This is a genomic window from Paenibacillus sp. Pae15 (assembly GCF_024519685.1).
In the GTDB taxonomy this organism is placed as follows: Bacteria; Bacillota; Bacilli; order Paenibacillales; family NBRC-103111; genus Paenibacillus_G; species Paenibacillus_G naphthalenovorans.
The window spans coordinates 63437-78899 of record NZ_JALJRM010000024.1 but is presented as its reverse complement, the minus strand read 5'-3'; the positions used below and the strand labels follow the sequence as shown (position 1 = coordinate 78899).

At 52.1% G+C, this 15463-nt stretch carries 14 protein-coding genes; 9 read left to right on the top strand and 5 right to left on the bottom strand.

Annotated features, from left to right (window positions below; all coding sequences use genetic code 11):
* Positions 1-759 precede the first annotated feature (759 nt).
* Complete coding sequence (locus tag NR121_RS18630) at positions 760-1470, top strand: DNA alkylation repair protein (RefSeq protein WP_062411015.1); 711 nt, start codon at positions 760-762, stop codon at positions 1468-1470.
* Positions 1471-1477: 7 nt separating this feature from the next.
* Here NR121_RS18630 and NR121_RS18625 read toward each other — a convergent pair whose 3' ends face one another.
* The 3 genes from NR121_RS18625 to NR121_RS18615 all read right to left on the bottom strand — a co-directional run bounded on the left by NR121_RS18625 (position 1478) and on the right by NR121_RS18615 (position 4385).
* On the bottom strand, positions 1478-2218 hold the full coding sequence (locus tag NR121_RS18625; RefSeq protein WP_054820075.1) for a response regulator: 741 nt from the start codon (positions 2216-2218) through the stop codon (positions 1478-1480).
* A 42-nt stretch (positions 2219-2260) separates the two neighbouring features.
* Positions 2261-3835, bottom strand: coding sequence for an ATP-binding protein (locus NR121_RS18620; protein WP_054820072.1), 1575 nt, complete (start codon positions 3833-3835; stop codon positions 2261-2263).
* 163 nt (positions 3836-3998) lie between these two features.
* Complete coding sequence (locus tag NR121_RS18615; protein ID WP_256831711.1) at positions 3999-4385, bottom strand: hypothetical protein; 387 nt, start codon at positions 4383-4385, stop codon at positions 3999-4001.
* Positions 4386-4543: 158 nt separating this feature from the next.
* Between NR121_RS18615 and NR121_RS18610 the strand changes: the two genes are divergently transcribed.
* Entirely contained in the window at positions 4544-5602 is a 1059-nt protein-coding gene (locus NR121_RS18610; RefSeq protein ID WP_062409470.1) for a TRAP transporter substrate-binding protein, read from the top strand.
* 149 nt (positions 5603-5751) lie between these two features.
* On the opposite strand, the gene NR121_RS18605 is transcribed toward NR121_RS18610, so the two are convergent.
* The gene (locus tag NR121_RS18605) at positions 5752-6456 is read right to left on the bottom strand and encodes a 3D domain-containing protein (RefSeq protein ID WP_062409469.1); all 705 of its coding nucleotides are present in this window, start codon (positions 6454-6456) and stop codon (positions 5752-5754) included.
* Positions 6457-6832: 376 nt separating this feature from the next.
* On the opposite strand from NR121_RS18605, the gene NR121_RS18600 reads away from it, so the two are divergent.
* From NR121_RS18600 to NR121_RS18585, 4 genes are all read left to right on the top strand, one after another.
* Entirely contained in the window at positions 6833-7645 is an 813-nt protein-coding gene (locus NR121_RS18600) for a uroporphyrinogen-III synthase (protein ID WP_074728807.1), read from the top strand.
* Between the two features lie 86 nt (positions 7646-7731).
* A complete protein-coding gene (locus NR121_RS18595) occupies positions 7732-8652 on the top strand; it encodes an ABC transporter ATP-binding protein (RefSeq protein WP_062409467.1) in 921 nt (306 codons plus the stop codon).
* On the top strand, positions 8645-9418 hold the full coding sequence (locus NR121_RS18590; RefSeq protein ID WP_054820068.1) for an ABC transporter permease: 774 nt from the start codon (positions 8645-8647) through the stop codon (positions 9416-9418). Before NR121_RS18595 ends, NR121_RS18590 begins: the two co-directional genes overlap by 8 nt.
* A 139-nt stretch (positions 9419-9557) precedes the next feature.
* Complete coding sequence (locus NR121_RS18585; protein ID WP_054820074.1) at positions 9558-10349, top strand: lipid II flippase Amj family protein; 792 nt, start codon at positions 9558-9560, stop codon at positions 10347-10349.
* 69 nt (positions 10350-10418) lie between these two features.
* On the opposite strand, the gene NR121_RS18580 is transcribed toward NR121_RS18585, so the two are convergent.
* Positions 10419-11375: a phosphate/phosphite/phosphonate ABC transporter substrate-binding protein gene (locus NR121_RS18580; RefSeq protein WP_256831709.1), complete on the bottom strand. Its 957-nt coding sequence runs from the start codon at positions 11373-11375 to the stop codon at positions 10419-10421.
* 194 nt (positions 11376-11569) lie between these two features.
* Between NR121_RS18580 and NR121_RS18575 the strand changes: the two genes are divergently transcribed.
* From NR121_RS18575 to NR121_RS18565, 3 genes are all read left to right on the top strand, one after another.
* On the top strand, positions 11570-13153 hold the full coding sequence (locus NR121_RS18575; RefSeq protein WP_062409465.1) for a bifunctional metallophosphatase/5'-nucleotidase: 1584 nt from the start codon (positions 11570-11572) through the stop codon (positions 13151-13153).
* A gap of 301 nt (positions 13154-13454) precedes the next feature.
* A complete protein-coding gene (pxpB, locus tag NR121_RS18570) occupies positions 13455-14264 on the top strand; it encodes a 5-oxoprolinase subunit PxpB (RefSeq protein WP_054820073.1) in 810 nt (269 codons plus the stop codon).
* The gene (locus NR121_RS18565; RefSeq protein ID WP_174351691.1) at positions 14261-15277 is read left to right on the top strand and encodes a 5-oxoprolinase subunit C family protein; all 1017 of its coding nucleotides are present in this window, start codon (positions 14261-14263) and stop codon (positions 15275-15277) included. Before pxpB ends, NR121_RS18565 begins: the two co-directional genes overlap by 4 nt.
* Positions 15278-15463 lie beyond the last annotated feature (186 nt).

The window sequence follows — 15463 nt, the reverse complement described above, 5'->3', positions numbered from 1 at the left end:
AGGACATAACTTATTTTCTAAAAAATCATGTCTTGACTTTGGGGAGCATTACAAAGCGCGCCCCATTCAGTTCTACGCCCATGAAATAAGGCAAATCGCATCCTAAATACCGGAAGGAGGACATAACTTATTTTCTAAAAAATCATGTCTTGATTTTGGGGAGCATTACAGCTGGCCCCCGGCTATTTATCGCGAAAGAATGCTGGCACAAGCCGCTTAGTAATGGGATTTCAGTATGAGGGTGTTTTCAAACTGCACTTTTTTTGACAACTGCAATTTTTAAGTAAGAGATTTCGTAATTTCCTCATTGAAAATGGCATCACTCGGGATATTAGGGATCTTTACTCGAAAGAGTATAAGTCAAGAGACTGGTTATTTTACCCTGTGATAATTGTTAGATAATTGTCAAATAATTTCATTCTTAATATTGGAAGTTAATTTTTAAGAAAGTAAAAAATTGGTCCAAGGATGTGGGTTCCTGGGGCCTTTTTATCTCTTATGATAGTATATAGAAAAGAAAATAGTAACTCCGCGGTGAGCGCTGCCGACGTCATGGAGGTGCTGGCAGATTAGCCCCTTTTCCAGCTTCCCAAGATGGCGGCGTAGGCCCGATTCCGCATAAAAATCCGCAATTACCTCAAACTTGGAATGACCAAGTCGTTCCTGAATTGTTTTGAGCATGCTTCATTCCAGAATTGGTTTAAAAGTATCGGATTTTCAAAATCGAGAAAAGCATACATTGAGGGGAAGGTGGATACAATGACTGATTTAAACGAAATCATGGACAAGCTCATAGCAATGGGATCGGAGCAAACAAAACAGATCTTCCTGCGTCACGGTGCGAAAGAGCCTTTGTTCGGAGTGAAGGTGGGCGATTTAAAGAAGCTGGTCAAAGATGTGAAAAAAGACCAGCATCTCGCTCGTGCGCTATACGAAACCGGAAATAGCGATGCGATGTATTTGGCCGGACTTACCGTTAACCCCAAGACGGCGACAAAAGAAATGCTTCAAGACTGGGTGAGAAGAGCCAATTGGTACATGCTTGCTGAGTATACGGTAGCATGGGTTGCCGCGGAAAGTCCGTACGCCATGGAATTAGCCAGGGAATGGATAAAGTCGCCTGAGGAAATGATCGCCGTTTGCGGCTGGAGCACTTATGCGAACTATATCTCGATTACTCCTGACGAGCTTTTGGATATAAATGAAATCAGACAGCTTTTAAAGCAGGTGGAAGCGACCGTACATGACGAAATGAACCGGGTCCGCTATACCATGAATTCATTCGTTATTGCAGTCGGTACCTACGCAGCCGTTTTGCATGAGGAGGCAATGAGGGTTGCTGAATCGATCGGTAGCGTACACGTGGATGTCGGGGCAACGGCTTGTAAAGTACCGCTGGCGTCGGAATACCTTCGCAAAGCGAAGCAGGCCGGCAAAATCGGCAAGAAGAAAAAGACCTGTATTTGTTAATTTACGTTCAACGGGATTCTCCCGGCCGGGATGAAAGAACATATTTGTTCATGGGGCGGCCTACGCCATACTGCAGATCAAGGCGTACTTGACCGCTCTTTTCCAAATAATCCAAATAACGCCGAGCCGTGACCCGGGCGATGCCAACGCCTTCGGCTACTTCTTCAGCTGAAAGCGGATCGGTTTGGCCCGATAAAAATTGAAGAATTTGCTTCAGGGTTAAAGCTTGCAGACCTTTGGGCAGATCTTGGACCGCCGCTGCGTCTGAAGCGGATATAAGTGAAGAAGGCGTTTGCGGATTGCCGTACAGAACCCGGTCGAGCTCGCTTTGGGTTACCGTATGCTCGCTTTGAAGCGTTTCTTTGATGCTCCGGTAATGCTCAAGCGCCTGTTTGACACGATCGAATTTAAACGGTTTTATAATGTAATCGACCGCTCCGTTTTGCAGCATCCGCTCAATGGTTCGCATATCGTTAGCGGCGCTGATCACAATAACATCAACGGATAGCTGCTGTTTCCGAATTTGTGCCAGCGTTTCTATCCCGTCCTGTACCGGCATGAAAATATCAAGGATCATCAGGTCCGGCTTCAGCTTCTTCACCATGCGCAGCCCTTCATCTCCGCTGGAAGCGGTGCCGATAATTTGAAAGCCTTTCACACGTTCGATAAACTGTTGGTTCACTTCTTGAACCATAGGATCGTCTTCGACCAGTATAACACGAAACAGCTTGGATTCTGGGGAATTCATCATATTCATAGGTTCACCTTGCCTCGTTCGTTATATCAAACATTAGTCCATCGGGAACGAAACCACAAATGTGGTTCCTTCACCAGGTGTTGAATCGATTTCGATGGTACCTCCGCCTTTATCCACTATACCGGCAACCAAGTGAAGTCCGATGCCCCGCTCGCTGCCGCCTTTTGTAGTGAAGCCGCGTTCAAAAATCCGGGCGCGAGTAGCGTTATCCATACCGCAGCCGTTGTCCTCCACAAGCACCGAGAGGGCCTGTTCGTCTTGGGCAATGCTGACGAATACGCGCTTATCCCGTTGAACCTGCTGAAGAGCGTCAAAAGCATTTTCCAGCAGGTTCCCGAGCAAAATAACAAAGTCATGGTGATCGAGCCGTTCCGGAAACCGCTCCAACTGGCTTTGACGGTCGATCGTTACTTCAATGCCAAGCTCGCGTCCGCGGCTGATCTTGCCAAGGAGAAGTCCGGTCAGGCTGTCGTCCTGGATCCGTCGGGTAAGGAAACGGGTCAGCTCTTCTTTCTGCTCCCTAATTTCAAACAAGTAGTCGAGCGCTTTTTCATTGTTGCCCAGCTGAATCAAGCCTCCGATCGTATGAAGCTTGTTCATATACTCGTGATTTTGAACACGCAGGGCGTCAACGAACGCTTTCACACCGGTCAGTTCTTCGGCCATTCGCGTCACTTCAGTCCGGTCCTGAAAAATCGCCACTGCCCCAACGGTGCGGCCGCCTACTGTAATGGGAACACGTGTGCTCATAATGATATCGCTGCCAATCGCTTGTTCTTGATTATATACGGGGTGATTCATCTTGAGAATTTCGGGCAGACGGGAATTCGGAAAGACCTCGTGAATCAGCTTCCCGATCACGTCGCCTGAAATTTTCAGCATTTGTTTCGCTTTTTCATTAAATATGGTAATGCGTTCATTCTTATCAATCGCGATAACGCCTTCATGCATCGCGTGAAAGGTTGCCGTGCGCTCAACCAGAAGCCTGGCGATTTCGTGCGGCTCCAGTTCAAACATTTGCTGCTTGATGTGCTGGGCAAGTTTCCAGGAACCCCAAAACCCGAATAAAAGAGAGAGCAGCAAAACCACATAAGCTTGGCCGGAAAGGTCGAGCAGCACTTGTCCTACGGTCGGCATAATGCGGCCGACCAGCGCGACTCCGATTTGAACATTATCGTTCATAATCGGCACGAAAGCGCGCAGTGCCGTACCCAGCTCCCCCTTTGCCTTGGATATATAGGTGTGCTCAGCGAAGGCCGATCCCTCGTCAGTTCCGCTCGACTGGGTGCCGATTAGGCTCTGAACCGGGTGAGAGAGCCGTACCCGATTCATATCCATGACAACGACGTAAGTCACGTCATTGATAATGCGGATGCGTTCGGTGGCGGGTTGGATCCCTGGTCGCAGATCGGGGTTAGTGAGACCGGCGATGACCTCGGGCATCTGGGCCACAGTTCGCGCGGTGACAAGCAGCCGCCACCCGAGATCTTCCTCTTTCATCCGGATAATGCCGCCCATGAGAACGCTTCCGGCGATGCACAGCGAAAAAAGCACGATACCAAATGATAGAATGGCGATTTTCCAATTAATTTTCAAACGCTGAAGCATAGCTTTGGCAAGATGTCCCCTTTCCCGTCGGCGAATGACTGAGCCATTGTTTATTCTAATCATACAATAAGCTGAAGCCATTGGGAATAAATTTGCCCGTCATTCCTATCTGTGGAAATAATTACAATGACAGGCATGTACGGCGGGGGTAGCCTCTGGCGCTTTACCTGTCCTGCTCATCTTGGGTCTCCTGCTTGCCGGAAGACTTCTCTTCTTTATTCTTGATCGACCAGGAATCACCTGCTTTTCGGATTTTTTCCTGAAACTCAAGCTCCTGCTTCAGCATTTCCTCCTGCTGCTTTTGCAGGGTCTTTAGCTGTTGTTTTTCGTTTTTGCGAATTTGTTCCTGCTGCTTGAATTCTTCCTGCCGGATGTCCTGGTACATTTTCATTTGGTACTGAAGCTCTGTATCGACCGGTCTGACATTTTGTTGATTCGAGCTTTGCTGGTTTGGATTGGAATTTTGCTGATTTTGTCCGCACCCGGATGCAACAAGCAGAACAAGGGCGGGACAACAAATTAAACGGATAACATAACCTTTATACATCATAGGGCTATTCCTCCTCGCTCTCATGGCCGCGGCCGGCAGGGCTTTTTTGTAGTGTAACCGCAAAACTCCGAATTCATGTTTGTTCCTGCAAGGACAAAGATTTCATGGTATACTGTACTTAAGTTTTATCATCCTGATGAGGTTGGAGGTGGGCGGATTTGAGACGGCTGCTCGGAACGATGCTTGTCATTTTGATCGGCCTTGTCGCGGCGGTTGCCATCGGCTTTTATCCCACATTAAGCTCCGCTCCTGCCGCCGATGATGATGAACAGCAGGGCTTCGACCGGGAAATCGTCATCAAATTCAGTCATGTTGTTGCGGAAAATACGCCCAAGGGCTTGGCGGCTCAAGATTTTGCCCGTCGCGTTTATCAAAAAACGGACCAGCGCGTCAAGGTTGAGGTTTTCCCGAATGCCGTTCTTTATAACGATACGGACGAAGTGGATGCATTGATGAACGGCAACATTCAGATGATCGCTCCGGCGTTTTCGAAAATATCTCAATATGTGCCGGCCTGGCAGGCATTCGATCTTCCTTATGCTTTTTTGACCGATCAGGCGGTGCAAGAGGCGTTTGACGGAGAAATAGGAGAAATCCTTTTTAAGAAATTAAAGAGCAAAAATATGATAGGGCTTTCATATTGGAGCAATGGCTTTAAGCAAATGACCTCGGCCCGGGGGCCGCTTATTCATCCGGCGGATTTTAAAGGGCAGCAGTTTCGGATCATGCCCAGTGACGTGCTTAAAGCCCAGTTTCGATTATTTGGTGCCAAAGCCGTGGCCATTCCTTTCGACGAAGTGTATCGCGGACTGGAATCAGGATTCGTGGATGGCGGGGAGAATGCCATCAGCAACATCGACTCCAAAAAGTTTTATCAGGTTCAAAAATATATGACGATTAGCAATCACGGTTATTTAGGATATGCGGTACTGATGAACAAAGAATACTGGGATAAGCTCCCTGACGATTTGAAAGGCCTGATCAGCGAGGCGTTAAAAGAGACTACGGAATGGGCGAATCAAAATGCCGTCGTGATGAACGCGCGCCAGCTTCAGGAGATTTATGACCGGTCCATGATGCAAATCCATATCCAGACGCCGGAGGAGAGGCGGGAGTGGATGCGTGTTTGGGAACCGATTTATGAAGAATTTGAGGGAGTCATCGGCAAAGATTTGATCGACCGGATTCGCCAACTTCAGAAAAAATACGGAGGATGACTTTAAGAGGAACCGCCTCTTGAAAGTGGCTCTCCGTCGGGAGCCGAAAATAAACGTGTAAGGGGCTGTCCTTCTTTAAACCGGAAGGACAGCCCCTGCCGCTGTTTTGTCATATTCGAGCGCCATCGGTTGAATACAGACGGGCGTCATCAGCCGGTTCGTGCTGCGTCTTTGCCCAATACATACACCTTGACATTCTTCTTCACGCCAAATTTACGGGCTTTCCGCACATCTTCCATAAATACGTCGATGCGTGCGCCGCGGATAGCGGAACCGGTATCCTCGGCTGTACGAATGCCGATACCTTCGATAAATACGGTCGTACCGATCGGAATAACCGACGGATCTACGGCGATCGTCCGTCCTTCTTCCGCTCTGCTGCCGCTGGATGTAACACCGTAGGCCGGATGGGAAGGGGTTTTGCCCGTCGATTCGGCCCCGGCGGTATAGGCGGTGAGTGTAGAAGTGAACACTTGGCTTATCGTATTCATTTGGCCGTCGGGCAGCCGCAGTTCCGCCTCATCCGCCGGGATCTCCAGCAGCTGTCCGATGGTGAGACGGCTGGGTTCTGCCGTCGGATTGGCAGCGAGTAAGGTTGGAAGGCTAATACCAAAGGACCTGGCGATGCTGTACATTGTGTCTCCCGACTTGATTTTGTACGTCAGGGGTGGCGGAACTTGAAGCCCGGGAGCTTCGTTCACGTTCTCTCCGGAATAAAAATAGGATGCGGATATGCAGCATGACTCATAGTATTCGTCATACGTATTGTAAGCAGCGGCAGGCACAGCCCCAATGAAAACATGCAGCAGAAGCAGGTGAAAACATAACATTGTTATTCGGCTAAACTTATTCATCAAGTGTATCCTCCTCTGAATCTGATTTAATAGAAGCGATAGTACTAGAGTTGCCCGGATTCATAGAATATAAACCTGTGTAATTCATAGAGGGGGTCATGTTTGTGAAAATACAGACGAACAATTTAGTTTTTTTTGTTTTAAATGTTCGCTTATTTTCGCTTCATAAGCACAATTTATGAATGTTATAAGCAGATTTGTATTGAATCTTCCTGGTCCATAAGGTATATTACTATTACAAATATTATGTAAAGATAGACTACGCCTATAGATAGGATAATTGACATAATTTGTTTTTTTAAATCGTGTCTTCACGCTGTATGAACGAGCGGTTCAGTCATCAAGAAGATACCAGCGGATATGGGGGAGAAAGGACATGCGCAGACTAGAGGGAAAGAGAATCGCGCTCACTGGACCGAGGAAGGCCGCCGAGCTGAGCGTTATGGTGGAAAAGCTTGGAGGCATTCCGCTCGTCCGTCCCGCCCAAGGCACGGTAGCCGTCGAACGGGAGAAAGTGGAGAAGGAGATCACCAGCCTCATCGAAAACGGAACGGACTGGGTCATCTTTACTACCGGTATGGGAACGGAGATGCTGGTTCAAGCGGCAGAGTCGATGAGAGTCGGCGAAGCGTTCATCGATACTTTAAGACGTACACAAATTGCCGCCAGAGGCTACAAGACAGTGAGGTATTTGAAATCTCTCGGTTTGGAGCCCAAGGTAAGGGATGACGACGGCACGACGGTAGGCATTCTGAGGGCGCTTATGCCGTATGACCTCCGCGGCCGCAGGGTTGCCCTGCAGTTGTATGGAGATCATGCACCCCGTCTTGTGAAATGGCTGGGCGAGCAGCAGGCTCAGTACTATGAAATTCTTCCGTACTTGCATGTGCCCCCGGAACTGAGCGTGATGAATCAGCTCTTATCGGAAATCGTCGAAGGGCGGCTGGATGCCGTAACGTTTACAAGCACGCCCCAAGTCCGTTTTCTGATGTCCTATGCCCGCAAGCAAGGCTTGGCGGAGCAAGTGAAGTCGGCGTTCAACGGTAGTGTGGTGGCTGTTGCCGTAGGGAAGGTGACGGCGGAGGCCCTTCGTGATGAAGGGATTGACCGTGTTGTAGCTCCTGCAGAGGAAAGAATGGGGAGCATGATCGTCAGCTTGGCCAAGTATTATGAAGAAAACGAAGATTAATCGGGGCGTTTGGTCATATTTCATGAGGTATGGTATACTTTTCGTGCCAGAAAAGCGTATCATATCTTTTTTCATTTGGAGGCTATATGACCAGTCCTGTAATTGAACTGCAAAGCCTGACAAAGAAGATCGGTTCCAAAACCATAGTTGACGGACTGACTTTTCAAGTCATGCCCGGCGAGGTTTTTGGTTTTCTCGGGCCGAACGGGGCGGGGAAAACGACAACGATCCGGATGATGGTAGGTCTTATGTCGATCACTGACGGAGAAGTGAAGATCCGGGGCCACAGTGTCAGAAACGAATTTGAACAAGCGATGGTGCACGTCGGAGCTATTGTAGAAAATCCTGAATTTTACGGCTTTATGAGCGGTTATCAGAATCTGGTTCATTTTGCCCGGATGATGCCGGATGTAGGACAAGAAAGAATTGACGAAGTCGTGCAGCTGGTTCGCCTGGAGAATCGCATTCAGGATAAAGTGAAAACGTACTCTCTTGGTATGCGTCAGAGGCTTGGAGTAGCCCAGGCCATCCTGCACCGCCCTTCAGTGCTTGTGCTGGACGAGCCGACCAATGGGCTCGACCCGGAAGGAATCCGTGAGCTGCGCGATTATTTGCGGCGTTTGGCGAACGAGGAGGGGATTGCTGTCATTGTCTCCAGCCATCTGCTCTCCGAGATGGAGCTGATGTGCGACCGGGTGGCGATCATTCAGAACGGCCGGCTGCTGGATGTCCGCTCCTTCAAAAACGTTCTGACGGAGTCGGAAACGGTGGAGGTGCGCTTCGAGGTGAACGAGCTTGCTCAGGCGCTCGACATGCTAACCGATGACATGACGGCCAGAGTTGACGATTCGGAGCTGGTCGTTACTTTGCCGAATCGGCGGCAGGCCATCGCGGAGCTGAATGCCCGACTGGTGAAGGCTGGAATCGGAGTATACGGTATTCGTACGCAGATCAAAACGTTGGAGGAACAATTCCTCGAAGTGACAAGGGGGAATCGGATTGTCTAGCTTTGTCCGGCTTGTACAGAATGAACACATGAAGATTTATACCCGGCTGCGTACGTGGGTGATGCTGGCGATCCTGGCGCTCGCGGTCATCGCCATGGGTGTGCTGATGAAGTATGTGGTTGAAGCGGGGATGGATCATGTCCTCCAATTTATGGTTTTCGCGTCGAGCCTGGCTTCGCTCGTTACCATATTTACGGTTATTGTGGCGGGGGATATCGTAGCTGCCGAATTTACATGGGGTACGATTAAGCTGCTTCTGATCCGTCCGTCGTCCCGAGGGAAAATTCTCTGGTCCAAGTATGTGACAGTGCTGCTCTTTAGCGTAACGCTTCTGCTTGTCATGCTGATCATTTCCTATTTTACGGGCTTGCTGCTGTTCGGCGCAGGCGGAATCGTTGCTCCGGATGAGACGATTTCTTCGATCCTGCAGAGGTACGGGCTGAAGGCCGTCGAGATTGTCATGACCGGAACCTTGGCTTTTATGATCTCCACCGTATTCCGCAGCAGTTCGCTTGCGATCGGGTTGTCCATTTTTCTCATGTTTACTTCCGGAACGGTCGTTTCGGTACTGGCGCAGCTCAAGTATACCTGGGTAAAATATTTATTGTTCGCCAACACCGATTTATCCCCTTATGTACTGGGCGGAAATCCGCTGATTCCGGGGATGACGCTTGGATTTTCGGTGTCTATGCTGGTGGTTTATTGGATCGTCTTCTGCGCCGTCTCTTGGCTGCTGTTCACGAAAAGGGACGTTGCCGGAGGCTGATTGAACAGCGTGATGCAGCTGCTCCAGACGGAGTGCGCCATCCCTTTTTTTACGGTCAGAACGCATGGAACGGCTTGATGTTAAAAGCAAACCGCTGTATAAGCGGTCCCGGGAATGGTATGAAAGGAGAGGTGCGTTATTGACCGGAGAGCTGTTGCTGGTTGTGCTGTTGACGCTGGTGATTCATGCTGTGGAAACGCTGGCCTATGCCGTGAGGCTGGCCGGGATTCGTACAGGCAAGCTGGCAGTGGCCTTATCTTTGACCGGCATTATCCTTCTGGTGTCGCGGACGTCGAATTTGCTGCAGGGGCCGCTAACCGGTGGTTTGATCGATTCGGCCGTTCTTCAACCGGGAACACCTTTGGAATGGCAGTTTCATCTCATTTTGGCCGGTGCGGCGGCGGGTACGCTGCTGGCCATTCTTTTGTTTCCGACGATGGTCTTTATTTCAATGCGGATGGTATCCCGTCTGGAAGCGGCTGGCTCGATTCCCCTGCTTTTGCGGCAATCCGTTTCCATCGACAAGCTTAAACGGGTAAAAAACAATGTGCGCTTTCCCCGTTGGGAGATGCTGAAGAGGCTTCGGGTGGGAGGGATTCCCAAGCGGCTGCTTCTGTTAAATACGCTGGTCACCGGCATTTATACCGTAGGGGTACTCTCGGCACTTTACGCATCGTATCTCGTACCGGAGCATTCCAGGGCCGCATCGCAATCGTCGGGTTTGATTAACGGCGTGGCCACGATCCTGCTGACGGTCTTTATCGATCCAAGGGTGGCGTTGCTCACGGATAAGACGATGGCCGGCCAAACAAGCCTGAATGAGATGAACCGAATGTTCGGGTTCCTAATGCTGTCCAGGTTCGCAGGTACCCTGTTGGCGCACCTTTTTCTGGCTCCGGGCGCGCAGCTGATTGCTTGGTACGTCAGTTAAGTCCGGTCCGGATGCGGATATGACACGGCCCTGTAAAGGCAAATGCACCTTGGGGATACAAATCGATCATTACTTTTGTCCGGCATTTTTAAAGTAGTCGCGAACGATATTGAATTTCCGGTCGTCAGACTTCACATAACCGCGGTGGGAAAAGACATCGTAAATGATTTTCGAGCCTTCGGGATCTTTCCCGATATCGATGAACGCTTGAGCGATTTTGTCTCTCCAGGCTTGGTCCATATCATTGCGGACCGAGATCGTATCGGTGGGAATCGGTGCCGTGAATGCGACAACGCGCGTTTGCCGGAATACGTCCGGCCTGTCCTTTATCACCAGGTTACGGGCATCCTGGTATATGGCGGCTGCGTCTACTTGGCCGTTCAATACGGCTAGCACGCCTTTGTCATGGCCCTTGACTTCGATGCCGGTCACGTCTTTCTTTGGATCGACGCCGGCCTTTTTCATTTCATTGGCCGGCCATACATAGCCAGCGGAAGAAGCAGCGTCTTGCCAAGCGATTTTTTTACCTTTGAGATCCTTCAATGCGTGAATCGGGGAGTCGGCTTTCACGATAATCATGGCTTTGTAAACATCGACCAGCTCGTTTGTTTCCGCGCCCGTTGCATCTTCAATCCCATAGCGCTGAGCCTGAAGGAGCACGTCGGCTGCTTTTTTCTGGTCATGGGCGAGAACGTAAGCATTCGGAGGTAGGAAGCCAATATCCGCTTGCCTGGAGGACATCGCTTCGATGACGGTATGGTCGTTCGTTGAAGCGGAAATTTTCACGGGAATGTTCAGCTTATTGCCAAGAAGCTTCTCCAGCGGCTTCGCTTTGGCTTCCAGTGTCTCCGCGTTGTGCGGGGGGACAACCTGAACCTTCAGTTCTTTGGGAACATAGCGGGCTGCCGGCGTTTCCTGCTGATCTCCTCGATCCGTCGGCGCGTTATCTTGCTGTGGCCCGCAGCCTGCTGCAATTCCGGCCAGAAGAACCAGGGATAAACTGATCGAAGCGAATTTATGGAACATGCTTATGAACCTCCTGTGAAATATCTTGAATCCAATCTTGATAACAATATAACATATTTGGTTTTTGTCTTTTGTAAATATGGATTCATGTGGATCATATCCCCGATATAAACGAAATTCGTGCCGTTGTAGCTCTTTTTCCACAAATTTGATATAGTGGGTCTCAGCCAACGAATATTGGAGTTGATACGAGGATGTCCACCTGTCTAACCATCACTATATTGGAAACCAGCGACATTCATGGAAATATGCTGCCCATTCAATATGCAAACAATGATCCGACCGAGTCGGGTTTTGCCAAAATCGCTGCGTTGATCAAAGAAGAACGGCGCAAGGAAGCTGCCGTGCTGGTCATCGATAATGGCGATTTAATACAGGGCACGCCGCTGGCGTACCATCATGCGAAGCTGAACAGGGAGCAGCCGAATCCGATGATCCAAGCCTTAAACGAGCTTGGCTACGACGCGGGAGTCATCGGCAACCACGAATTCAACTACGGAATCGAACTGTTGAATAAGGCGGTATCGGAATCGAGATTTCCTTGGCTGAGCGCTAATATCGTGAATGCTTCGACGGGGGAGCCGTATTTCGGAAAGCCCTATCTCATAAAAACATACGGCGGCGATTGCAAGGTAGCCGTTCTTGGATTAACGACGCAGTACATCCCCAATTGGGAAAAAGCGGAGCATATCGCGGGATTGCGTTTCGATGACGCTGTGGATACGGGCAGACGGTGGGTTCGCTATTTGCGGGAAACGGAAAGGGCGGACGTGGTCATCGTCTCCTATCATGGGGGATTCGAACGGCATCTGGACACGGGGGAGATTGCGGAGCCGTTGACGGGAGAAAATCAGGGCTATGCGCTTTGCTGCGAGGTGGAAGGTATCGACGTGCTCCTTACGGGCCATCAGCATCGAATGCTTGCCGGTAAAGAAATCGGCGGCGTTCCGATTGTTCAGCCGGGCTATGCCGGAGCATGCCTTGGCAAAGTCCAGCTGACCCTTCGCAAAACGGACGGCCGTTATCGGATCACATCCAAATATTCCGAGCTCCTGTCCGCTAAGGGCGTTGAGCCGGACCGAACGGTTCTTTCGCTTATGCGGCCTCACGAAGAACAGACGCAAATCTGGCTGGATCAGCCGATCGGACGTTTAATCGGAGATATGCGGATCACCGATCCGATGCAGGTGAGGCTCCAGGAGCATCCGCTGATCGAATTTATCAACAAAGTGCAGATGGAGCTGTCCGGAGCTCCGATTTCCAATACGGCGCTGTTCGACAACGTTTCGCCGGGCTTTCCCGAGCAAATTACGATGCGCGATATTGTGACGAATTACATATATCCCAATACACTGCAGGTGATCAGGGTTACGGGACAGGATATCAAGGATGCATTGGAGCGGTCCGCATCCTATTTTGAGCGGTATGACGGAAACGGTCCGATCAAAGTAAGTCCCGATTTTAGCGATCCGAAGCCGCAGCATTATAACTACGATATGTGGGAGGGCATTGAATACCGGATTAACATTTCACGTCCGGTCGGGGAACGGGTGGTGAAGTTGAACTATCAAGGGCGTCCGGTCGATCCTTTGGCGGAATATGACGTGGTCATGAATAATTACCGCGCCGGCGGAGGCGGAAATTATTTGATGTTCCAAGGCAAGCCCGTGATCAAGGACATTCCGACGGACATGGCCGAGCTGCTTGCCGGTTATATCATGGAACGCGGTACGATCGAGGCGACGCTTAACCGGAACTGGGAAGTGGTGTGGGATTAGTCCCGCTGTATGGATTGCAGGCGAAGATGGCACGGCCCAAAACAGCGGAAGGTCCGGCTGACGGGTGAGACTGGAGGAATGACTTTCTCCGGTTTTTTTTGTTCGGCGGGGCGGTCGAAACCGTTTTTCGAAATGACCGCTTTTATAGTATGATTTGAGGAGCGGCCTTAGAACGATTGGCCACGATTCCATGTATATAAGAGCGGCCGTCACGGGCTGGGACTTGCGAAAAGACCGTCACGGGGCACTCGCATGGACGCAGGCTTGCGGTGCTTGGCCGCGCAAAAGGGGTTTTGAACAGATGCAGATCCGTGATCATGGTGCCTATGAGTTGTACCCGCTTGGTGAGCAGGCGGTAGTCATTCGCTGGAAAGGCGTTGTCTCGGAGCGGAATCGGAAGCTGGTGGACGGTACGGTACGCAGATTAGCCGAGCATCCGCCGGCAGCCGTGGTGGAGTGGGTAAGGGCTTATACGACGGTGACGGTATATTACGACTCCTGGCTTGTGTATAAAGAGGGGCTGGAAGGGAATCGTTCCGGGTTGAACGGCAGCCAGGAAACTTCACCCTATGATCAGGTTTGTGAATGGATTCATCGCCGTCTGGTTGGCTTATCGGAAGAAAATGCAGGTGAACTTGACGGCAATCCCGTTGTGATCCCCGCATGCTTTGGAGGTGTCTTTGGCATGGATCTCGGGGCGGTCGCGGCTCAAGCCGGGTTGACGGAGGAGCGCACGATCGAGCTGTTTTGTTCCCATACCTATACGGTGTATCTGATCGGATTTATGCCCGGTTTTGCTTATCTCGGGGGACTTCCGGACCGTTTATGCTGTCCCCGTCTCGACAGGCCGCGTCCGTACGTGCCTGCCGGTTCGGTCGGCATTGCCGGAACGCAGACAGGAGTGTATCCGTTCGCGTCGCCGGGCGGATGGCGGATCATCGGCCGAACGCCGGAGACGCTGTTCGATCCTCACCGCGAACGTCCCAGTCTTCTGCAGCCGGGAGACAGGGTACGTTTTGAGCCGCTGACCCCTGAGCGGTACGAGGAGCTGGAGCGGGAACTGCAGCGGGATGCAAGCAGTTCGGAAAGGATCGGAGGGAGAGACGCATGAGCATGGTGGTGGAAAAGCCGGGTATGCTCACGACGGTGCAGGACGCCGGAAGATTCGGCCGCCGCGGCATCGGCGTCGTGACGGCCGGCGCCGTCGATCCGTTCGCCTTCCGAACGGCGAATGCGCTCGTGGCCAACGCGCCGGGGGCAGCGGTGCTGGAAATGACCTTGACGGGCGCGGTACTGCGCTTTGAGCAGGAGGCGGTCGTGGCCTTCTGCGGCGCGGAGATGGACGCGCACGCGGAAGGCGGGCCGCCGCTGCCCGGCTGGCGGCCGGTGCTTGTGCGCAGCGGTACGGTGCTGCGCTTTGGCTCCGCGCGCTCGGGCGTGCGCGCGTACCTCGCTGTGGCGGGCGGCTTCGCCGTGCCCGCCGTGCTCGGCAGCCGCAGCACCTACGTGCCGGCGCGGTTCGGCGGTCTGGCCGGCCGGCCCCTGCAGGCGGGCGACCGCTTGCCTGTGGGCCCGCCTCCGGCCCCGGCCGCCGCGCTCCACGCCCGTCTCGCGGCTGCGGCTGCGCCCGGGGCGGCGCTCTCGCCCGCACCGTGGGCGCTCGCGCGCGAGGCGCGTCCGCCGTATGCGGAGCATCCGGCGATCCGCGCGGTACGCGGGCGCGAGGCCGAAAGCTTCGAGGCCCGCAGCCTCGAAGCTTTCTTTTCCGCCCCCTATCGCGTGACTGCGCAGTCGGACCGCATGGGCTGCCGACTGGACGGAGAGCGGCTCGCCTTAATCTCTCCGCTCGAAATGATCTCCGAGGCTGTCACACCGGGCACCATTCAGGTGCCTCCGGACGGACAGCCGATCGTGCTGCTCGCCGATGTGCAGACGACCGGCGGCTATCCGCGCATTGCGCAGGTCGCTGCCGTCGATCTGCCGCTTGTCGCACAGGCGCGTCCAGGCAGCAGGCTGCGCTTCACCGAGATCACGGCGCCGGAAGCGCAGGCGCTGTACATTCTCCGCGAGCTTGCGTTTCGTCAGCTGGCTGCGGCCGTGGAAGCAAGGATAAAATCGTTATAATCATTCTTTCATCTTGCGGCAAGCCGTGACATATGAGTAAATAGTACATGTAGCCGGCCGGCTGACGCTAAGGGAAAGGAGTGATCGTGAACATGATTACGTTAACCGGGGTGATCTCCGCGTAAAGCGGGGAGCCCAAGTTGTCGGAAGGGGCCTTCGGGCCCCTTCTTATCCGATTCGCCAATG

Excerpts from the sequence above, each read along its gene's own strand:
- NR121_RS18625 (WP_054820075.1), bottom strand. The coding sequence starts at position 2,218 with ATGAATTCCCCAGAATCCAAGCTGTTTCGTGTTATACTGGTCGAAGAC.
- NR121_RS18620 (WP_054820072.1), bottom strand. The coding sequence starts at position 3,835 with ATGCTTCAGCGTTTGAAAATTAATTGGAAAATCGCCATTCTATCATTT.
- NR121_RS18630 (WP_062411015.1), top strand. The coding sequence starts at position 760 with ATGACTGATTTAAACGAAATCATGGACAAGCTCATAGCAATGGGATCG.
- NR121_RS18600 (WP_074728807.1), top strand. The coding sequence starts at position 6,833 with ATGCGCAGACTAGAGGGAAAGAGAATCGCGCTCACTGGACCGAGGAAG.
- NR121_RS18605 (WP_062409469.1), bottom strand. The coding sequence starts at position 6,456 with ATGAATAAGTTTAGCCGAATAACAATGTTATGTTTTCACCTGCTTCTG.
- NR121_RS18575 (WP_062409465.1), top strand. The coding sequence starts at position 11,570 with ATGTCCACCTGTCTAACCATCACTATATTGGAAACCAGCGACATTCAT.
- NR121_RS18580 (WP_256831709.1), bottom strand. The coding sequence starts at position 11,375 with ATGTTCCATAAATTCGCTTCGATCAGTTTATCCCTGGTTCTTCTGGCC.
- NR121_RS18565 (WP_174351691.1), top strand. The coding sequence starts at position 14,261 with ATGAGCATGGTGGTGGAAAAGCCGGGTATGCTCACGACGGTGCAGGAC.
- NR121_RS18595 (WP_062409467.1), top strand. The coding sequence starts at position 7,732 with ATGACCAGTCCTGTAATTGAACTGCAAAGCCTGACAAAGAAGATCGGT.
- NR121_RS18615 (WP_256831711.1), bottom strand. The coding sequence starts at position 4,385 with ATGATGTATAAAGGTTATGTTATCCGTTTAATTTGTTGTCCCGCCCTT.
- pxpB (WP_054820073.1), top strand. The coding sequence starts at position 13,455 with ATGCAGATCCGTGATCATGGTGCCTATGAGTTGTACCCGCTTGGTGAG.